The organism is Pseudomonas sp. NMI760_13 (genome assembly GCF_021283245.1).
GTDB classification, from domain to species: Bacteria; Pseudomonadota; Gammaproteobacteria; order Pseudomonadales; family Pseudomonadaceae; genus Aquipseudomonas; species Aquipseudomonas peradeniyensis.
On record NZ_JAJSRC010000007.1, the window covers coordinates 1 to 18,495 of the forward strand.

The 18,495-nt window shown below is 64.5% G+C and carries 18 protein-coding genes; 9 read left to right on the forward strand and 9 right to left on the reverse strand.

The window, feature by feature from the left end; all coding sequences use genetic code 11:
- Window positions 1–464: 464 nt before the first annotated feature.
- Window positions 465–935: an OsmC family protein gene (locus LU671_RS09405; RefSeq protein WP_232855502.1), complete on the reverse strand. Its 471-nt coding sequence runs from the start codon at window positions 933–935 to the stop codon at window positions 465–467.
- A gap of 32 nt (window positions 936–967) precedes the next feature.
- A complete protein-coding gene (locus LU671_RS09410; RefSeq protein WP_232855503.1) occupies window positions 968–1,720 on the reverse strand; it encodes a methyltransferase domain-containing protein in 753 nt (250 codons plus the stop codon).
- 258 nt (window positions 1,721–1,978) lie between these two features.
- Here LU671_RS09410 and LU671_RS09415 point away from each other — a divergent pair, with 258 nt between their 5' ends.
- The 3 genes from LU671_RS09415 (at window position 1,979) to LU671_RS09425 (ending at window position 4,660) form a co-directional block, all read left to right on the forward strand.
- Window positions 1,979–2,647, forward strand: coding sequence for a class I SAM-dependent methyltransferase (locus LU671_RS09415; RefSeq protein WP_232855504.1), 669 nt, complete (start codon window positions 1,979–1,981; stop codon window positions 2,645–2,647).
- A 303-nt stretch (window positions 2,648–2,950) separates the two neighbouring features.
- Complete coding sequence (locus LU671_RS09420) at window positions 2,951–4,255, forward strand: MFS transporter (protein ID WP_232855505.1); 1,305 nt, start codon at window positions 2,951–2,953, stop codon at window positions 4,253–4,255.
- A gap of 93 nt (window positions 4,256–4,348) precedes the next feature.
- Entirely contained in the window at window positions 4,349–4,660 is a 312-nt protein-coding gene (locus LU671_RS09425; protein ID WP_203652415.1) for a hypothetical protein, read from the forward strand.
- 213 nt (window positions 4,661–4,873) lie between these two features.
- On the opposite strand, the gene LU671_RS09430 is transcribed toward LU671_RS09425, so the two are convergent.
- On the reverse strand, window positions 4,874–5,806 hold the full coding sequence (locus tag LU671_RS09430) for a LysR family transcriptional regulator (RefSeq protein WP_232855506.1): 933 nt from the start codon (window positions 5,804–5,806) through the stop codon (window positions 4,874–4,876).
- Between the two features lie 115 nt (window positions 5,807–5,921).
- Here LU671_RS09430 and LU671_RS09435 point away from each other — a divergent pair, with 115 nt between their 5' ends.
- Window positions 5,922–6,167, forward strand: a complete 246-nt coding sequence (locus LU671_RS09435; protein WP_110738166.1) for a DUF2790 domain-containing protein — start codon at window positions 5,922–5,924, stop codon at window positions 6,165–6,167.
- A 99-nt stretch (window positions 6,168–6,266) separates the two neighbouring features.
- Window positions 6,267–7,571 carry an MFS transporter gene (locus LU671_RS09440; RefSeq protein WP_232855507.1) on the forward strand — a complete coding sequence of 435 codons (1,305 nt, stop codon included), beginning with the start codon at window positions 6,267–6,269 and terminating at the stop codon, window positions 7,569–7,571.
- Between the two features lie 192 nt (window positions 7,572–7,763).
- Here the strand turns inward: LU671_RS09440 and LU671_RS09445 are convergent, their stop codons facing one another.
- A complete protein-coding gene (locus tag LU671_RS09445) occupies window positions 7,764–8,459 on the reverse strand; it encodes a tRNA (adenine(22)-N(1))-methyltransferase (protein WP_332880049.1) in 696 nt (231 codons plus the stop codon).
- A gap of 169 nt (window positions 8,460–8,628) precedes the next feature.
- Between LU671_RS09445 and LU671_RS09450 the strand changes: the two genes are divergently transcribed.
- A complete protein-coding gene (locus tag LU671_RS09450; protein ID WP_232855509.1) occupies window positions 8,629–9,009 on the forward strand; it encodes a RidA family protein in 381 nt (126 codons plus the stop codon).
- A gap of 37 nt (window positions 9,010–9,046) precedes the next feature.
- Here LU671_RS09450 and LU671_RS09455 read toward each other — a convergent pair whose 3' ends face one another.
- Window positions 9,047–9,904: an RHS repeat-associated core domain-containing protein gene (locus LU671_RS09455; RefSeq protein WP_232855510.1), complete on the reverse strand. Its 858-nt coding sequence runs from the start codon at window positions 9,902–9,904 to the stop codon at window positions 9,047–9,049.
- 235 nt (window positions 9,905–10,139) lie between these two features.
- On the opposite strand from LU671_RS09455, the gene LU671_RS09460 reads away from it, so the two are divergent.
- Complete coding sequence (locus LU671_RS09460; protein ID WP_232855511.1) at window positions 10,140–12,140, forward strand: peptidase U32 family protein; 2,001 nt, start codon at window positions 10,140–10,142, stop codon at window positions 12,138–12,140.
- Between the two features lie 83 nt (window positions 12,141–12,223).
- Window positions 12,224–13,114: a universal stress protein gene (locus tag LU671_RS09465; protein WP_232855512.1), complete on the forward strand. Its 891-nt coding sequence runs from the start codon at window positions 12,224–12,226 to the stop codon at window positions 13,112–13,114.
- Window positions 13,115–13,168: 54 nt separating this feature from the next.
- Here LU671_RS09465 and LU671_RS09470 read toward each other — a convergent pair whose 3' ends face one another.
- The 3 genes from LU671_RS09470 to ptrR form a co-directional block, all read right to left on the reverse strand.
- Window positions 13,169–13,690, reverse strand: coding sequence for an acyloxyacyl hydrolase (locus LU671_RS09470; protein ID WP_203652407.1), 522 nt, complete (start codon window positions 13,688–13,690; stop codon window positions 13,169–13,171).
- 755 nt (window positions 13,691–14,445) lie between these two features.
- Entirely contained in the window at window positions 14,446–14,889 is a 444-nt protein-coding gene (locus LU671_RS09475) for a carboxypeptidase regulatory-like domain-containing protein (RefSeq protein WP_203652406.1), read from the reverse strand.
- A gap of 88 nt (window positions 14,890–14,977) precedes the next feature.
- Entirely contained in the window at window positions 14,978–15,853 is an 876-nt protein-coding gene (gene ptrR, locus LU671_RS09480; protein ID WP_186733201.1) for a putrescine utilization regulator PtrR, read from the reverse strand.
- A 105-nt stretch (window positions 15,854–15,958) separates the two neighbouring features.
- On the opposite strand from ptrR, the gene LU671_RS09485 reads away from it, so the two are divergent.
- A complete protein-coding gene (locus LU671_RS09485; protein ID WP_232855513.1) occupies window positions 15,959–17,344 on the forward strand; it encodes an aldehyde dehydrogenase family protein in 1,386 nt (461 codons plus the stop codon).
- Between the two features lie 193 nt (window positions 17,345–17,537).
- Here the strand turns inward: LU671_RS09485 and LU671_RS09490 are convergent, their stop codons facing one another.
- On the reverse strand, window positions 17,538–18,437 hold the full coding sequence (locus LU671_RS09490; RefSeq protein ID WP_050705595.1) for a helix-turn-helix domain-containing protein: 900 nt from the start codon (window positions 18,435–18,437) through the stop codon (window positions 17,538–17,540).
- Window positions 18,438–18,495: the final 58 nt, after the last annotated feature.

Consider the following 18,495-nt stretch of genomic DNA (forward strand, 5'->3'; position numbering starts at 1 on the left):
CTTTCGCGGGGCAAGCCCGCTCCTACAGGGTTATATATAACGGCGACTATTGCGTGGGAGCGGGCTTGCCCCGCGATACAGTCGAGAGATCAATTAATTTCCAACTAGCGACAGCTGCGCCAGTCCAGGCGCCGCTCGTAACTTCGCGACTTCAGGAGGCCGAACGCAGGACTTGCGGAGGGAGGTGACGGGCATGGATGCCCGTCAAGCGCTGGGGCCCAGGATGGGCCCTGCAGCGCGGTCCTCCCGGGAGCAAGGCCGGAGTGAGGGAACCCGGAGCGAAGCGTAGGGCCGGATGAATGGAGCGAGGATTTTTTGGTGACTTTTTGATCCTTCAAAAAGTTACCCGCCGTAAGGGCGGAAAGGTGAATAAGCGTCGACATCGCAAATGAATGCGCATACATCTATCAAAACAATCAACAATCAACAATCAACGCCAACACATAAACCGCACCAACAAAACCTCACCCAGAAACCACCGGCTCACACCGCACTTCAGTCTTCACCGAATTGGCAATAAAACACTCTTCATGCGCCAGATGATGCAACCGCTCCAGTTGCTTAAAGTCAGGCCTCCGCTCCCCGGAAAATTCAACCAAAGGCCGCAAGGTGACCACGGTCATGGCCATCCGCCCAGCCCCATCAAGCGCCATTTCCCCCAGGGCATCATCAACATACCGCTCGACACAAAACCGCTGCTTGGCCGCCAACGACAGGAACCACAGCATATGGCAACTCGACAACGCCGCGACGAACGCCTCCTCCGGGTCCACCGCCGAGGCATCCGACATCGGCAAGGGCACCACATGGGGCGAGGACGAGCCCGGCACCTCCACCCCACCATCAAAACGCCACAAATGCCGCCTGCTGTAGCGGTTACCGAGAAAATCCTGCCCGTCACGATTCCAGGTCACTTGTGCGGTGTACTGCGCCATCCGATACCTCCTTGATCAAATAAACACATTGTTCAGCGCTTGCGCGCACAGATGCCAAAGGCCATGTCGCCTATATAGACGCCCCGGGACTGAAGCCGCTCGGCCTCCAGCCGCGCGTGCAGCGTATCGATCCCGACCTGCCTGGCCGTAGCCACGCCATGGCTGATGATCCGCGGCAGGCAGGCACGAATGATATCGGCCAGGGGATAGGCGCTGTCGGGCGTCTGCACCAGGCCTTCGGCCCGCAGGTCCTCGACCGCCAGCCCCGCCTCGCTGAACAGTCGATGCAGGTTGAAACCGATATGCAGATCAGCCCCCTCATGGGCCAGCATGCGTTGCAGCCACTGCTGGGCCTTGCGATGCAACGCAAAGGGTTCCAGGCTGGCCGGGGTCAGGCTGCTGTCGTGTTCCTGAAAGACCATCAGCCCACCTGGCAACAGATGCCGGGCCAGCAGACGCAAAGCCTTGACCGGCTCCGCCTGGTACATCAGCACCCGCCGCCCGACGATGGCATCGAACAACCCCAGGGACTCGGGCAGTGCCTGCAGGTCAGCCTGGACGAACTCAGGTATCGCCGCGCCCTTGGGTGTCTCACGAGAACGTGCAAGCTCCAGGGCATCAGCCGCCTGGTCAACGCCAACCACCGCGCCATCGCCGTCCACCAGGCGAGCCAGCAGCCAGCTCACATCACCACTGCCACACCCGACGTCAAGCACGCGCATGCCCGGGCCGATACCGGCCTCGACCAGCAGGCGCGTGGTGAAATCCGCTTTCGCAAGTGCCATGCCATGCTCCTTCGCAGGTGCGCCAGTGTGCAGAGCAAAGCCCCCCGGACACAAGACTGGCCTATGCTGGTGTGGTGTTTCACAAATAACGACCATAACTCGCGACACTTTTTGCGCTCATGCGGCGTTGTCGCTACTCGCCGTAGCTGGGCTACGACTCGTCGCGACGACTTGCCTGAGCGCAAAAATCGCTCGCGATTTATTGGTCGTATTTGCAAACCATCACACCAGAACCACCCGCCCTTATCGGACCCGAGCATGCCCACCACCGATCCCCTGCTGGACAGCTGGCAGCACAACGCCCAGGCCTGGATCGAAGCCGTACGCTCCGGCACCATCGCCTCCCGCCGCGAGGTCACCGACCAGGCGATACTGTTGGCCGTGCTGGGCCGTCAGCCTGCGCGGGTGCTCGACCTGGGTTGCGGCGAGGGCTGGTTGCTGCGTGCCCTGGCGGCACGGGGCATCGACACGGTCGGCGTGGATGGCGATGCGACGCTGGTCGCCGCCGCGCACTCGGCGGGCTCGCCCCAAGTACACCTGGCCAGCTACCAGCAGCTGGCCGAAGGTGCGGTGGACATCGGCCATGGCTATGACCTGGTGTGCGCCAACTTCGCCCTGCTGCAACAGGACATCATCCCCCTGCTCTGCGCCATGCGGACCTTGCTGCTGCCCGACGGCACGCTGCTGATCCAGACCCTGCACCCGTGGACGGCGGCTGCCGGCCACTACCAGGACGGCTGGCGCGAGGAATCGTTTGCCGGATTCACCGGTGACTGGCGCCCCATGCCCTGGTACTTCCGCACCCTGGGCAGTTGGCTGAAGGCGCTGGAGCTGGCCGGGTTCGGCCTGCTGGAGTTACAGGAGCCGCAACATCCGCAGAGCCAGGTACCACAATCCCTGCTGCTGGCGGCACAGAGGCTGGACTGACGCCCCTGCGGCCACTCGTCGCAGCCTTTTCCTACTTGGCAAATCCTGCACAGGCCTTAAAATCCCGCCTCCTTTTCGCCCGTCGCCCCAGCCGGTGGCAACCGCCCGCAAAGACAGCGTCCGTGCCTCATCACATCGCGCATGTGCCACAGGCTCAACCGCCCCCGCCCGACCTGCCTGCATCAGGTCCGCGGTTGAATCTTGCCAAGGTCGCAGCCCGCCCAGGCCGTACTGCACGCCGCCACGACCCGGCCCGTGCAGCCGAAAAGGTGCATCTGAGCTCTTTTCAACCTTGAGGTAACTATGTCTGTGCGTTTGCTGGCGATGGCGCTGGCACCCCTGCTCGGCCTGTTCATCATTGCCCTGGGCAATGGCGTGCTGTCTTCCCTGACCACCCTGCGCCTGGGCGCCGCCGGCGAATCGGCGACCACCATCGGCGTGGTGTCCTCGGCCTACTTCATCGGCCTGACCCTGGGGGCGATCTTCAACGACCGCCTGATCCTGCGCATCGGCCATATCCGCGCCTACAGCAGCTTCGCCGCGCTGATCGGCGCGACCATCCTGCTGCAGGGCCTGTTCTACGACACCACCTGGTGGTTCGCCCTGCGCCTGATCAACGGCTGGGCCGCGGTCGGGGTGTTCCTGGTGATCGAGAGCTGGCTGCTGCTGGCCGGCGACGCCAAGATCCGCGGACGCCTGCTGGCGCTGTACATGATTGCCTTCTACGGCGCCGGGGTGATCGCCCAGGCCGGCCTGGGCGAGGTTACCGGCTGGGGCGACACCGCGCCGTTCATGGTCGCCGGCATGCTCGCCACGCTGTCGGTGCTGCCGATCGTGATCCTGCCACGGGTGTCGCCGCTGCTGGATCAGGTCGAGCCGCTCAAGCCACGGCAGTTGCTGGGCGTGGCACCGACCGGGCTGGTCGGCTGCTTCGGCTCGGGGGTCGCCATCGCCGGCATCTACGCCCTGCTGCCGCTGTACCTGCAGCGCATCGGCCTGGATGTGGGCAAGGTCGGCGACATGATGGCCTGGGTCATTCTTGGCGCCATGCTGCTGCAGTACCCGGTCGGGCGCTGGTCGGACCGCAAGGACCGCCAGGACGTGCTGATCGCCCTGGCCGCCCTGTGCACCGTGCTGTCGGTGCTGATCGTGCTGCTGCCGGCCGACACCGTGCTGCTGCCGGCGCTGCTGTTCCTGCTCGGCGGCGGCGTGTTCGCCCTGTATCCGGTGGCCGTCAGCAGCGCCGCCGACCGCGCCCCGGCCGATGCGCTGGTGCCGATGATCCAGGGGCTGCTGCTGATCAACTCGTTGGGCTCGGCCATGGCGCCGCTGGCCATTTCGCCGATGATGACCGCTTACGGCGAGGCTGGACTGTTCTGGGCCTTCGCGGTGATCAACCTGGCCATGGTCGGCTTCTTCCTCTGGCGTCGTGGCAAGCGCCCGGCACCGGAGCACCCGGCGCCGTTCGCGCCGACCGCGACCTTCTCGCCGACCGGCGCGGAACTGCGGGTGACCGAGGACCTGATGCACGCGGCCCAGGAGCACCCGACGCTGGAGGCAATGGACGCCACGCACGGCCAGCAGTCGCCGCGTCCCGACGCCCACTGAAAGCCCGCGCCAAGAACCGCCCGTCGCTTGACGGGCACCTTGGCGCCACCGTGGCAGCCCAACGATGACAGGTCATTCGACAGGAGATTCATCATGGTCAATCCACGCCCCCTCGCATTGATGCTGGCGCTGCTGCTCGGTGGCGGCGCCACCCTCAGCCTCGCCGCGACCGACATGAACGATGGCAACGGTCACAGCGGACAGGCCACGGACCAAGGCAAGACCGCCGGTGAAGACGGCAGCATCAACAACCCCGGTGGCAGCAAGGACAACGACAGCAGTGACACCGGCAGCGATTCCGATGCTGCCGACGGCGCTGCCGGAGGCTCCAACAGCACCGGTGAAGCCACAGGCTCCGGGGCCGGGGCGTCAGGTGGCAGTGCCGAGGATCAGGACAGCCGTTGACAAGGTGATGATAATTGGCGTCCGACTTGGATTTGCCGGGGCTGCTTTGCAGCCCTTTCGCGGCACAAGGCCGCTCCTACAGGCGACCGCATGATCCTGTAGGAGCGGCCTTGTGCCGCGAAAGGGTCGCAAAGCGACCCCAGCAATCCTGAGTTGGAGCGGTCATATGCAAAAATTGCAAAAACCTTGAAAGGACTTGCCCCGCGATATGCGTCAACGCCAGTAGCGAGGCTCATCCACCACCCGCTGGTGCTCGGCAAACAGCAACGGCAACTGCTCCTTGAGAAAGTCCAGCCAGGTACGCACCTTGGCATCCAGGTAATGCCGCGACGGATAGATCGCATAGATCTCGCGCTGGCGCAGCCGGTGCGGCGCCAGCAGCCGGCACAGGCGCCCCTCCTCCATGGCCTGGCTCGCCGAGTAGTACGGCAGCAGCCCCACGCCCATGCCCAGTTCGGTGGCCTTGAGCATGGCGTCGGCGACGTTGGTGAGGAAGGTGTCCTGGGGCACGATCACACAGTTGTCGGGATGGCCCTCGAACGACCAGTCCTCCTCGAACAGCGGGTCGACCGTGCGCAGGCAGACGTGGTCGTGCAAATCCTCAGGCCGCTCGGGCACGCCGTGGCGGGCCAGGTACTCCGGGGAGGCACAGAGGATGCTGTGGATGCTGCCCAGCGGGATGGCGATCAGTTGCGAGTCCGGCAGGCCCTGGCCGATGGTGATCACCACATCGTGCCCCTCGGCCAGCGGGTCGGGGTTGCGCTGCGACAGGGTCAGTTCCATCACCACTTCCGGGCAGGTGGCGTTGTAGCGTGCCACCAGCGGCATCATCAGCAACCCCAGGCCATGGGTGCAATGGAAACGCAGGTGGCCGCGAGGCGTGAGGTGGGCGCCACGGGCCTCGTCCACCGCCTCCTCGGTGAGCAGCATGATCTGCCGGGTGCGCTCGAGAAACCGCTCCCCCGCCTCGCTCATGCGCAGGCGCCGGGTGGTGCGGTGCAGCAGGCGGGTCTGCAACTGGTTCTCCAGCTCCGCGACGATCCGCGACACCTGCGCCGCAGAGATATCCAGGGCCTGGGCCGCCGCGGCGAAGCTGCCGCACTCCACTACCCGGGCGAAGGTTCGCATCGCATGCAGCATGTCCATGGGCAGGCAGCCTCATTCATACATGAAAGGCAGCAATCTATCACGTGATAGCCCATTTATTGTGAAACACAAATGAATGGATCATTAGCTATCCGCAATAAATGAGGAGCCTGTCATGAAACGTTCGATCGCCCTGCTTGCCCTGAGCGCCACCCTCGCCTCGTTTGGCGCACTGGCCGACACCACTGCCAGCACCTACGAATACGGCATGCCGCTGGACATCGCCAAGGTCATCTCGATCACCCCGGCCAGCAATGACGCCGACTGCCAGGTGGGCACCGCGCACATGGTCTACGTCGACCACCAGGGCCAGACCCGCGAAGTCGACTATCGCCAGATGGGCAACTGCTCGCAGCTGTAAGCCCTGGGAAAAATACCAGCCATCTTGCTGAAAGTGCATTTGCCCGCCCGCGACACCGCCGCATGATCTGCCGGGACAACAACAAGAACGTCCCGGACCATGAATACGATAGAAACCTCCACGGCCACGTCCGTGCGCGCCTGCGACGCCACCCATGCCCGCATCACCTGGCGGCTGATGCCGCTGCTGCTGGTGTGCTACCTGTTCGCCCATCTGGATCGCATCAACATCGGCTTCGCCAAGATGCAGATGAGCGCCGACCTGGGCTTTTCCGACACGGTCTACGGCCTGGGCGCCGGCCTGTTCTTCATCGCCTACGCGCTGTTCGGCGTGCCCAGCAACCTGGCGCTGGAGCGGATCGGGCCGCGCCGCTGGATCGCCACCCTGATGGTGGTCTGGGGCCTGTTGTCCACCGGCATGATGTGGGTGCAGGACGCCGCCGGTTTCTATGCCCTGCGGTTTCTTTTGGGGGTGGCTGAAGCGGGTTTCTTCCCCGGCATCCTCGTGGTGCTCAACCGCTGGTACCCGGCCCGGCGCCGCGCCCAGGTCACCGCGCTGTTCGCCATTGCCGTGCCCTTGGCCGGCGTGGTCGGCGGGCCGTTGTCCGGCGGCATTCTCCAGGCCTTCCACGACCAGGGCGGCCTGCGCGGTTGGCAATGGATGTTCCTGATCGAGGGCCTGCCAGTGGTGCTGCTCGGACTGGTGGTGCTCAAGTGCCTGCCGGACAGCTTCGAGCAGGTCGCCTGGCTCGACGCCGGGCAGAAGCGGGCGCTGCGCGAGGAGATGGCCGGCGAGGAGCGGCACAAGCCGATCAGCTCGCTGCGCGGCCTGCTCGGCGACCCGCAGGTCTGGCTGCTGGTGGCGGTGTATTGCGCGGTGATGCTGGCGGTCAACACCCTGGCTTTCTGGATGCCCAGTCTGATCCACGGCGCCGGTATCGGCAGCGATGGCCAGGTCGGCCTGCTCAGCGCCATCCCCTATCTGGCCGGATGCCTGTTCATGCTCGGTTGCGGGCGCTCCTCGGATCGCCAGCGCGAACGCCGCTGGCACCTGTGCGTGCCGCTGCTGATGGCCGCCGCCGGCATCGCCCTGGCCGGGTCGGCGCCGGGCAATGCCTTGCTGGTAATGACCGGGCTGGTGATCGCCGGCATGGGCGCCAGCGCCGCGCTGCCGATGTTCTGGCAACTGCCGCCGGCGTTCCTGGCAAGTGACACCCAGGCCGCCGGTATCGCCATGATCAGCTCGTTCGGCAGCATTGCCTCGTTCGCCGCGCCCTACCTGATCGGCTGGATGCGCGACAGCACCGCCAACCCTGGCCTGGCCCTGCAGGTGCTGGCCGTGGCCATCGTCTTCGGTGGCATGTTGGTGCTGAAGGTGCCGGCCAGCGTGGTCAACCCGAAATGAATGGGCTCAGGCCTGATGCCAGTCAGTAAAGCCAATTGGGGTCGCTCCGCGCCCCTTCGCGGGTAAAGCCGCTCCCACAAGTACAGCGCTCTATTCAGCGTTTGCGCGATCCTGTGGGAGCGGGTTTACCCGCGAAGGGTTGCAAAGCAGCCCCAATAACTACGATGAAGCACTAACTGACTGGCATTAGGCTCAGGCCAGCAATTCGCGGATCCAGCCGGCCTGGCGGGTGATGTCGCGCACCTTGTCCTCGGGCACTGGCTGGCGTGCCCGGGCGAAGTTGTCCAGGCTCTGCTGCTTCTGGCGCAGCATGCGCTGCCACTTGAACAGGAAAGCCGGGCTGCGTGCCTGCATCAGCAGCGGGCCGAAGTACAGCTGCTCGGCCGTATAGGCGACCGCCTCGGCACGTTCGGCGACGATGATTTCGTAGTCGAAGCGGTTTTCCCGCAGCACTTCCTCGCCGACGATCCGGTAGCCGTTGTCCATCAGCCACTGGCGCAACGCCGGCTCGCCGCCGTTGGGTTGCAGGACCAGGCGCTCGTGCCCGCCCAGATGCTGCTTGCCAGCCTCGAGAATGTCGCGAATGGTCTCGCCGCCCATGCCGCAGATACTGATCGCGGTGACGCCATCGCCCGGCTCGATCGCCGCAAGGCCACTCGCATGACGCACGGTGATGCGATCCTCCAGGCCGTTCTCGCGCACCGTGCGCCGTGCGGCCTCGTAGGGCGTGAGCGCCACCTCGCCGGCCACCGCTGCGGCAATCGCACCGCGGCGCACCAGCGCCACTGGCAGGTAGCCATGGTCCGAGCCGATATCGGCCAACCGCGCCCCGGTCGGCACATGGGCGGCCACGCGCTCCAGACGCATGGACAATGTGTGTTCGTTCAACGCAAGCCTCTTCTGACAACCTAGGCCCGGCGCCTGTGGCCGGGTCGGGGCGCGATTCTGACCGCCCGCGCCGCGCATTTCAAATGCCCGCGACCGGCCGCCACGCCTCGACCTGCTTGACCCGCTCGCGTAGGCTTGGCGGTTTCCTTCCGTTGCAAGGCGAAACCCCATGGCTAACAGCGACATCATCTACACCCCCGACCCGGACGCCGACTCGATCTCCTCGGACGTTGCCGAGTACAACGGCGTCCTGGTCAGCACCCAGATCCCCGTGCAGGCCGACGGCAGCCTCGAACTGGGCGACATCACCACCCAATGCGAATGTACCTTGCAGGCGCTCAAGGTCGCCCTGGAACGGGCCGGCAGTTCGATGGACCGGGTGCTGCACCTGACCATCTACCTGACCGACATGGCCGACCGGGCGGCGTTCAACGAGGTGTACCAGCGGTTCTTCAAAAAGCCGTGGCCAGTGCGCGCGGCGGTGGGCGTGGCTTCGCTGGCGGTCGAGGGGATGCGTGTGGAAGTGACGGCGATGGCGGCAAAAGGCTGATTGGTCGCTCAAGGGCCGCACCTATAATGCGGCCCTTTTAGGATTCACTACCCGGTATGTTCTGGAAACTTCCGTATGACGTCTGCTCACTCATACTGCGCACTAGTGTATTGGTTTGAGTTGCTACCCACTCAGCTGCACGTTGCGAGGCTTGTTCAGTGCGAGATACTGTAACGACCTCCACTAGACTGTCATCCATACCTTCGAAGCTCCTCATTAAGAACTCCAACTTCTTGTCAATTTCAGCGCCATTATTACCGATTATTCGGTCGTGTGCTTTGGAACCAATAGTCAAAACTGTCACTGCACCTCCCGCAGCAACATCAGTGTACTTCGCCCCAGACCAACTAGCCGGCACAGTGTAGAAATATGCAGCCGCCGCCACGCCTCCAATCGCCGCCATACTGCTTGATACGGCGCCCTTAATGCGGTCACTTTTTTCCCAAGGAAGGACTTTTGGCCCTGCCGGAACTCCATTTTCCGTTAATATCCTCTGAAGCGCCTCGACCCTACTTAACTTTGATGCCATTTCAATATGATTAAAGAACTTCTCTGCCCCCCATCCACCTAAGGCCACGGCTGAAATCGCAAAGCCCAACCGGGTCTCATCCTTACCGTTTTGATCATAAAAATTTACAGGATCCCCATGGCAATAGGCATAGGCATTAATACCTCCCATACCAAAAGGACTCAACCGATCAGGTGAGTTGAACCGCATCACGAACGGGCTGAAGGTCCGATGCCCATTCCCCAAATGATAATGACCCGTCAACTGATCACGAGCCTGGCCGCAATAAGCCAACACGGCTCCCCGCTTGTCGGAATGTCCTCCATAGGGCGTATAGGCCCTGGCCGGACCGGAGCCACCCAATACCGATCGCTGCTGATCGACCATGGCCAACGAACATGTGGATGTCATGGCAATACCTTTTGCCAGGAAATGGTGGCCATGAGGCTATCACCGTTACCTGGCCCGCAAAACTGGCAAAAATGTCAGTCGCCACCTCTTCTCCAAGGGTTAACAAGCTCCTGACCGTCGTTCCGGGCAAGTTCATCGGTTATGGGATGCCCCCGCCCCGATTCACCGCTACAATGCCCGCCTTACCGTGACAGCCCGAACCTATAACGACATGTCCCTTCCAAAGCACCACCTGGAACTGCTCAGCCCTGCCCGTGACGTGAGCATCGCCCGCGAGGCGATCCTGCATGGCGCCGACGCCATCTACATCGGCGGCCCGAGCTTCGGCGCGCGCCACAACGCCTGCAACGAAGTCAGCGATATCGCCGAACTGGTAGAGTTCGCCCGGCACTATCATGCCCGCGTCTTCACCACCATCAACACCATCCTCCACGACAACGAGCTGGAGCCTGCCCGCAAGCTGATCCACCAGCTGTACGACGCCGGTGTCGATGCGCTGATCGTGCAGGATCTGGGGGTGATGGAACTGGATATCCCGCCGATCGAGTTGCACGCCAGCACCCAGACCGACATCCGTACCCTGGAGCGGGCCAAGTTCCTTGACCAGGCCGGGTTCTCCCAGCTGGTGCTGGCCCGCGAGCTGAACCTGCAGCAGATCCGCAGCATTGCCGCCGAGACCGACGCGGCCATCGAGTTCTTCATCCATGGTGCGCTGTGCGTGGCCTTCTCCGGCCAGTGCAACATCTCCCACGCCCAGACCGGTCGCAGCGCCAACCGTGGCGACTGCTCCCAGGCCTGCCGCCTGCCCTACACCCTCAAGGACGACCAGGGCCGCGTGGTGGCCTTCGAGAAGCACCTGCTGTCGATGAAGGACAACAACCAGACCGCCAACCTGCGCGACCTGGTCGATGCCGGCGTGCGCTCGTTCAAGATCGAGGGTCGCTACAAGGACGTGGGCTATGTGAAGAACATCACCGCCCACTACCGCAAGGAACTCGACGCCATCCTCGAGGACCGTCCTGAACTGGCCCGCGCCTCGAGCGGGCGTACCGAGCACTTCTTCGTGCCGGACCCGGACAAGACCTTCCACCGTGGCAGCACCGACTACTTCGTCAGTGATCGCAAGATCGACATCGGCGCCTTTGACTCGCCGACCTTCACCGGCCTGCCGGTGGGCGTGGTGGAGAAAGTCGGCAAACGCGACCTGCTGGTGGCCACCGATGTCCCGCTGACCAACGGCGACGGCCTCAACGTGCTGGTCAAGCGCGAGGTCGTGGGTTTCCGCGCCAACATCGCCGAGCTGAAAAGCGAATCCGAGGAAGACGGCCAGAAACGCTACCGCTACCGCGTCGAGCCCAACGAGATGCCCGAGGGCCTGTACAAGCTGCGCCCCAACCACCCGCTGTCGCGCAACCTCGACCACAACTGGCAGCAGGCGCTGCAGCGCACCTCCGCCGAGCGTCGGGTCGGTGTCGAGTGGCATGCGGTACTGCGCGAACAGCGCCTGATGCTCACCCTCAGCAGTGAAGAGGGTGTCAGTGTGCAAGTGGCCCTCGACGGGCCGTTCGGTGCCGCCAACAAGCCACAGCAGGCCCTGGACCAACTGCACGACCTGCTTGGTCAGCTGGGGACCACGATGTACCACGCCACGGCCATCGAGCTCGATGCACCACAGGCTTACTTCATCCCCAACTCGCAGCTCAAGGCCCTGCGCCGCGAAGCCATCGAGGCGCTGACCGCAGCACGGATCCAGGCGCACCCACGGGGCGGACGCAAGGCCGAGACCACGCCACCGCCGGTGTACCCCGAGTCGCACCTGTCGTTCCTGGCCAACGTCTACAACCAGAAGGCCCGCGACTTCTACCACCGCCACGGCGTGCAGCTGATCGACGCCGCCTACGAGGCCCATGAGGAGCACGGCGAAGTGCCGGTGATGATCACCAAGCACTGCCTGCGCTTCTCCTTCAACCTGTGCCCCAAGCAGGCCAAGGGCGTAACCGGCGTGCGCACCAAGGTGGCGCCGATGCAGCTGATCCAGGGCGATGAAGTGCTGACCCTGAAGTTCGACTGCAAGCCTTGCGAGATGCACGTGATCGGCAAGATGAAGAGCCACATCATCGACCTGCCGACCCCGGGCAGCGCGGTGGCCCAGGTAGTCGGGCACATCAGCCCGGAAGACCTGCTCAAGACCATCCCGCGCGCGCCGCACTGAAAGACGACCCGCCGTCGCTGCGCAGGATTTCACCGGCGGCGGGTCTAGACTGAACAGGGGGCTGCCACACGTGGAGGTGTGAGATGAGCCAGTTCAAGCGATTGTTGGTCATGCTCGGCCCGCAGATGCGCCATACGCCTGCCCTGCAGCGCGCCGCGGCGCTGGCCGAATCCAGCGGGGCCCTGCTGGACCTCAATGTCTTCGTCGACGATGTCGACACTTTCGGCCTGATGAGCGACAGCCGCGAGCGCGAACGCCTGCTCGAGGACAACCGCCAGTGGCTGGCCGACGAGGCCGAGCGACTGCGCAACGCCGGCCTGGATGTCTCCACCGAACTGCTGCTGACCCGCGATCCATTGAGCAGCGTGCTGGAGCAGATCGAGCGCCTGGGCTGCGACCTGCTGGTCAAGGACGTGCAGCACGAACCCATCCTCAAGCGCCTGCTGGTCACGCCGCTGGACTGGCAACTGCTCAAGGACAGCCCGGTGGCGGTGCACCTGGTCAGCGACATCCGCCTGCCCCTGCCCCGACAGATCGCCGCAGCGGTCGACCTCAACAGCCATGGCAGCGGCGAGCATCTGGACGACCAGGTGATCCGCAGCGCCCACGCCCTGGCCCTGCAGTGCAATGCCGAGCTGCACCTGTTGCACGTGTGTGATGCGACCAGGACCCATATCGCCGACTTCGGCGCCGGCACCGTGACCATGCCCGGGTTCGACACCAGCGTGCGCACGGCCCAGCGCACGGCATTCAACCGCTTGGGCGACCACTACCAGATTGACCTGGAGCGTCGTCACTTCCTCGAAGGCCCGGCGGTCAAGGCGATCACCCAGTACATCGCCGCCCACCGGGTGGATGTGATCGTCATGGGCAACCACCGGCACGATGCCTTGCAGGCGTTTCTCGGCGGCACCACGGCGCATGTGCTGGAGCACCCGCTGTGCAATGTGCTGGCGATCAAGGCGGTGCGTTGAGGCAGCATCGCGGGGCAAGCCCGCTCCCACGCTGCGGGAGCGGGTTTGTTCGGTTCAGAACCCTTTGCTATAGAACAGCGAGTACGACTCGATCCCATCGTTAGGCTGCTTCAGCCCAGCGTTGGAATAGTGCATCGCACGGATGCCAACCTTCTGCTCCGCCGGCAGTTTCAGGCCAAAACCGATCCGGTCCTCGAAGTTCACCGACGAGCCCAGGCGCTGGTCGCCCACGTCGGTCTTGGAGAATGCCGCCAGGCCGATACCGGCCTCGATGAACGGGGTGTAAGTGAAACCACTGAACTCATAGACGAACACCGGGCTGAACGACAGCGAGTGAGCGCCGCTGGCCTCGCCGCCTTCCCAGTAGGTGTAGGCCGCGTCCCAGTAACCGGTCAGGTGGCCGGTGCTGCTTTCCAGCCATTTCTTGTCCCAGTCGAACGACATCCCGATACGGTAGGTCATGTCGCCCTGGCCAGTGGCGCCGACGGCACCGGACACCTGGGCGGCCTGGGCCAGGTTGGCGCCGGCGAATGCCAGCACAGCGGCAGCCAACGTAGTGGCGAGACGGGTCTTCATCAAATGACTTCTCCTGATGGTCTTCACGGGCAGGCGCGCGACCTGGCGCGTGCCTGCGGGCAAGTGGGGGCTGCGCCCCTCGTTGTGCACCAGCGCCCCGGCACATCCAACCGGGTTACAAGTGGTAATACTTCCTCGATTATTGTCCGAATGCTCTGAAAGTGAAAAGTGATTTGCCACTATTGGCTAAGGACACTGCGTTCCATTCAAGGGTTCATTCGTCTTGGTGTTCGCCGCGAAGGCTCCTGCGCCTATGAGATCGAGCGCCGCCCGCGCGGCGCATCGCGGCACAAGGCCGCTCCTACATCTGTTTCGGGCCAGTGAGTCCTGTAAGGGTACCGCTGCCCGCTTTGGCGCATGTCTTGAGCCATGTGGAGCGGCGGTAGCGACCACGCTGAAACCGCGTCGTACCAACAGAGCGGACCAGGTAATGGCACAGGAGAAATGGGCCCGAAACAAATGTGGGAGCAACTGTCTTGCTCAATTTTTAGAATCTGGCGCGATCCCTGTGGGAGCGGGTTTACCCGCGAAGCAGGCGACGCGGTGCCTGGCACCGGCTGCGCCGGTGTTCGCGGCTGAAGCCGCTCCCACAGCGACCGCGCGGCCCTCAAGCCACGCGCTATGCCTGTGTGAGCGGCCTTGTGCCGCGCGGGCGGCGCTCGATCTCACAGGCGCTGCCAGCCTGACGGCGGACACGTGGTAGCCCTCAATCGGTCTATCGCCTGGCGCCCAAAAGACCTTGAAAGGGCTGGCCCTCAGCGCCAGTTCAGATCAACCCGCGCCGGCGCCTTGCCATCCACCGTCACCTGCTGTTGCACGGTACGGCCATCGGCATTGCCGATCACCCGGTAGTGCCCCGCAGGCAACTGCACGAAGATCAGCGGCCCGACGTCCTGCAGCGCCAGCACCGATTGCCCCTGGGCCGACTGGATATCCAGCGCGGCACCGCTCTGGAACTTGCCGTCCGGGCCGGTCGAGAGGGTGATGTGCAAGTCATAGCCGGGCGTGCGGCGCAGGGCATTGGCCTCGTCCTGGCCGATGCCGCCCTGCAGGTAACGGATGCCGTTCTGTTCCTGGGGCTGCAGCTGCACGCCTTGCGAATCGATGGGCGCGTTCAGGTCGGCGGCCGCCGCCAATGTCCAGGGCATGGCCAAGGCCAGCAACAGCGCCGCGCACAGGCCGTAATGATGGGTACACATGGTGCATTCCTCCCGCTTGGGGGATGGTCTACACAATTTGGAGGATTTTCCGAGGCTGGGGTTCGCATCCCGGCGCACCGTTAGTCCGTCAGGGCGTAGGCAGCTCTCGACGCTCTTCCAGCAGCTTGATGAACATGCTCAGGCTGCGCGACACCGTGCCCCGCCGCCACACCAGCCAGGTCTTCAGGTAGCGGAAGTCCTCGGCCATCGGCCAGGCACTGACCGTGCTGCACCCCGGCATGTTGTCGAGCATGCTGCGCGGCATCATCGCCAGGCCCGCGCCGGCACTGACGCAGGCCAGCATGCCGTGGTACGACTCCATCTCGTGAATCTTGCCCGGCACCGCCTGGTCATGGACGAACCAGCTCTCGAAATGGTGGCGGTACGAGCAGTTGGCACGAAACGCGTAGATGCTCGAACCGTTCACATCACGGGCACGGGTGACCGGTGGGTGGTTGAGCGGCGCGATGACCATCATCTCTTCTTCGAACACCGGCATGCCCTCGAGCGTCGGGTGCAGCACCGGGCCATCGACGAAGGCCGCCACCAGGCGCCCGGACAGCACGCCTTCGAGCATGGTCCCCGACGGGCCGGTGGAGAGGTCCAGGTCAACCTTGGGGTAGCGCTGGTTGTACGCCGCCAGCAAGGCCGGGATGCGTACCGCCGCCGTGCTTTCCAGCGAACCCAGGGCGAAGGTGCCCTGGGGATCCTCGCCCGCCACGGTCAGCCGCGCCTCATGCACCAGGTCAAGGATGCGCCGGGTGTACTCGAGGAAATTCCAGCCGGCCGGCGACAGGCGCAGGCGGCTTTTCTCGCGGATGAACAGCTCGACGCCCAGGTCCTCCTCCAGCTGCTTGATGCGGGTGGTCAGGTTCGACGGCACCCGATGGATCTGCTGGGCGGCGGCGCTGATGCTGCCGTGCTCGGCCACGGCCTTGAACATCTCGAGTTGCACCAGGTCCACGGTCATTCTCCAAACGTGAATGTTTCGCTCATTATTATTCAGTTTTCATTAAAGCACGCTACCCCTAGTCTGGGCTCACCCGATCAAAACAATGAGAGTCCTGCCATGAGCGAGATCAGCAGCCTGACCCACGCCATTTCCGTCGACCCCTACAGCGGCGAACGGATCGGCCACTACGCCTTCGACACCGACGCCGCACTGGACGCGGCGCTGCAACGCGCCAAGGCGGGCTACAACCAGTGGCGCAAAGTGTCGCTGGGGCAGCGCAGCGAGTATCTGGTCGCGCTCGGGCAAGCCCTGCAGGTCAACGCCGAGGCCTTCGCCCAGATGATCGCCCGCGAGATCGGCAAACCGATCAGCCAGGCCCGCGGCGAAGTCAACAAGTGTGTCGGCCTGTGCCAGTGGTACGCCGAACACGGCCCGGCCATGCTGGCGCCGGAGCCGACCCAGGTCGAAAAGGCCCGCATCGAATACCGCCCGCTGGGCCCGATCCTCGCCGTGATGCCGTGGAACTTCCCGGTCTGGCAGGTGCTGCGCGGCGCGGTACCGGCGCTGCTGGCGGGCAACACCTACGTGCTCAAGCACGCGCCCAACGTGATGGGCAGCGCCTATCTGCTGGCCGACCTGTTCAAGCGCGCCGGCCTGCCTGAAGGCGTGTTCGAGGTGCTCAACGTCACCCCCGAAGGCGTCACCCGCGCCATCAACGATCCGCGCATCGCCGCCATCACTCTTACCGGCAGCGTGCGCGCCGGCATGGCCATCGGCGCGCAGGCCGGCGCCGCACTGAAGAAGTGCGTGCTCGAACTGGGCGGTTCCGACCCGTTCATCGTGCTGGCCGACGCCGACCTCGATGCCGCGGTCAAGGCCGCCGTGATCGGCCGTTACCAGAACACCGGGCAGGTCTGCGCCGCCGCCAAGCGCCTGATCGTCGAGCAAAGCATCGTCGAAGCGTTCACCGAGAAGTTCGTCGCGGCCACCCGCGCGCTGACCATCGGCAACCCACTGGACGACGCCACCTACATCGGCCCGATGGCCCGCTACGACCTGCGCGACGAACTCGACGGCCAGGTCCAGGCAACCCTGGCCGAGGGCGCCACCCTGCTGCTGGGCGGCAGCAAGATCGAAGGCGTGGGCAACTTCTACGCGCCTACCGTGTTCGCCAACGTCACCCCGGACATGACCGCCTTCAAGCAAGAGCTGTTCGGCCCGGTGGCGGCGATCATCAGCGCCCGCGATGCAGACCACGCGGTGGAGCTGGCCAACGACAGTGAATTCGGCCTGGCCGCAACGATCTACACCGCTGACTATGCCTTGGCCGAGCGCATGACCGCGACTTTGGACACCGGTGGCGTGTTCATCAACGGCTACTGCGCCTCTGACCCTCGCGTGGCGTTCGGCGGTGTGAAGAAGAGCGGGTTCGGCCGTGAGCTGTCGCACTTCGGCGTGCGCGAGTTCACCAACGCCCAGACGGTGTGGCTGGACCGCAACTGACCCTCTGCCTCAAACCCTGCGCGATCCCTGTGTAGGAGCGGCCTTGTGCCGCGAACGGGGCGCGTAGCGCCCCCAGGGCCTGCGCCACAAGACAGATCGCCGGGGCCGCTCTGCGGCCCGTTCGCGGCACAAGGCCGCTCCTACACAGGAAGTTCGGCAACTGCCGGAAACCGCCCAAGCAGACCTTTCGTAATCAGTTTCCCCGACCACGCCTGAGCGTCTCGCTCGGCAGTTCGCGGAACAGCTGGCGGTAGCTTTCGGAAAACCGCCCCAGATGCCAGAACGACCAGCGCATAGCCACCTCGGCCACGGTCGCGTCGCCTGCCAGCAAGTCGCGCCGCGCGCCGTTCAGCCGCCGCAGGCGCAACCAGTGTGCCGGCGGCAGGTTGGTGAAGCCCTTGAAGGCTTGCTGCAACTGACGCACGGAAACCCCGGCGACCTTGGCCAGCTCCACCAGGTTGAGGGTCTCGTCGGGGCAGTCGGCGGCCCATTCGCTGACCCGGCGCATGATCGCCCGCTCCTCGTCGCGCCGTCCGAGCGCCTCGCCCTGCAGACGCTGCCCAGCGTTGTCGAGGATGAACAGGCAGTCCTCCAGCAACTGCTCGGCCAGCGCCCTGCCCTCCAGCGGGCAATCGGCCTGGCCCAGCCGGGTCAGGGTGGCGCTCAGCCAGTTGCCGAACAGGGCATTCTGCTGGCAGGTCAGCGGCACCATGAACAGGCCGCGCAGACGCTCCAGGTCAAGGCCATGGCTGGCCAGGAACGGCTGCTCGAACACCACCGCCACTTCCTGGTAGTTCTCCGGGGTGATCCAGATGTTGCGGCTGTCTTCGTTGAGCAGGTAGAGGCTGTTCTCGCTACGGTCGAAGCAGAACGCCAGGGCACCGCTGGGGGCGCGGAAGAACTGCTCGACCCGGGTGTTCAGGCGCTCCTCGTACACCTCGACGCCGTCGAGCCCCAGCCAGCGCAGCTGGCCGTTGAAATGCCCGGGGGACATCTGCCGGTACTGCTGCTGCCATCCAGGGGTGGCGCGGGTCTGTTCGGTCACGTCGGTGGTGCGGATGTCCTGGACCTGCAAGGCGGTTGGCGTTGTCACGCGCTGTCCTAGTTGCACTCTTTTGGTGCATTGATAGCTGAAGAAAGTGGATAGATCA

Excerpts from the sequence above, each read along its gene's own strand:
- LU671_RS09405 (WP_232855502.1), bottom strand. The coding sequence starts at position 935 with ATGGCGCAGTACACCGCACAAGTGACCTGGAATCGTGACGGGCAGGAT.
- LU671_RS09410 (WP_232855503.1), bottom strand. The coding sequence starts at position 1,720 with ATGGCACTTGCGAAAGCGGATTTCACCACGCGCCTGCTGGTCGAGGCC.
- LU671_RS09415 (WP_232855504.1), top strand. The coding sequence starts at position 1,979 with ATGCCCACCACCGATCCCCTGCTGGACAGCTGGCAGCACAACGCCCAG.
- LU671_RS09420 (WP_232855505.1), top strand. The coding sequence starts at position 2,951 with ATGTCTGTGCGTTTGCTGGCGATGGCGCTGGCACCCCTGCTCGGCCTG.
- LU671_RS09425 (WP_203652415.1), top strand. The coding sequence starts at position 4,349 with ATGGTCAATCCACGCCCCCTCGCATTGATGCTGGCGCTGCTGCTCGGT.
- LU671_RS09430 (WP_232855506.1), bottom strand. The coding sequence starts at position 5,806 with ATGGACATGCTGCATGCGATGCGAACCTTCGCCCGGGTAGTGGAGTGC.
- LU671_RS09435 (WP_110738166.1), top strand. The coding sequence starts at position 5,922 with ATGAAACGTTCGATCGCCCTGCTTGCCCTGAGCGCCACCCTCGCCTCG.
- LU671_RS09440 (WP_232855507.1), top strand. The coding sequence starts at position 6,267 with ATGAATACGATAGAAACCTCCACGGCCACGTCCGTGCGCGCCTGCGAC.
- LU671_RS09450 (WP_232855509.1), top strand. The coding sequence starts at position 8,629 with ATGGCTAACAGCGACATCATCTACACCCCCGACCCGGACGCCGACTCG.
- LU671_RS09455 (WP_232855510.1), bottom strand. The coding sequence starts at position 9,904 with ATGGTCGATCAGCAGCGATCGGTATTGGGTGGCTCCGGTCCGGCCAGG.
- LU671_RS09460 (WP_232855511.1), top strand. The coding sequence starts at position 10,140 with ATGTCCCTTCCAAAGCACCACCTGGAACTGCTCAGCCCTGCCCGTGAC.
- LU671_RS09465 (WP_232855512.1), top strand. The coding sequence starts at position 12,224 with ATGAGCCAGTTCAAGCGATTGTTGGTCATGCTCGGCCCGCAGATGCGC.
- LU671_RS09470 (WP_203652407.1), bottom strand. The coding sequence starts at position 13,690 with ATGAAGACCCGTCTCGCCACTACGTTGGCTGCCGCTGTGCTGGCATTC.
- LU671_RS09475 (WP_203652406.1), bottom strand. The coding sequence starts at position 14,889 with ATGTGTACCCATCATTACGGCCTGTGCGCGGCGCTGTTGCTGGCCTTG.
- LU671_RS09485 (WP_232855513.1), top strand. The coding sequence starts at position 15,959 with ATGAGCGAGATCAGCAGCCTGACCCACGCCATTTCCGTCGACCCCTAC.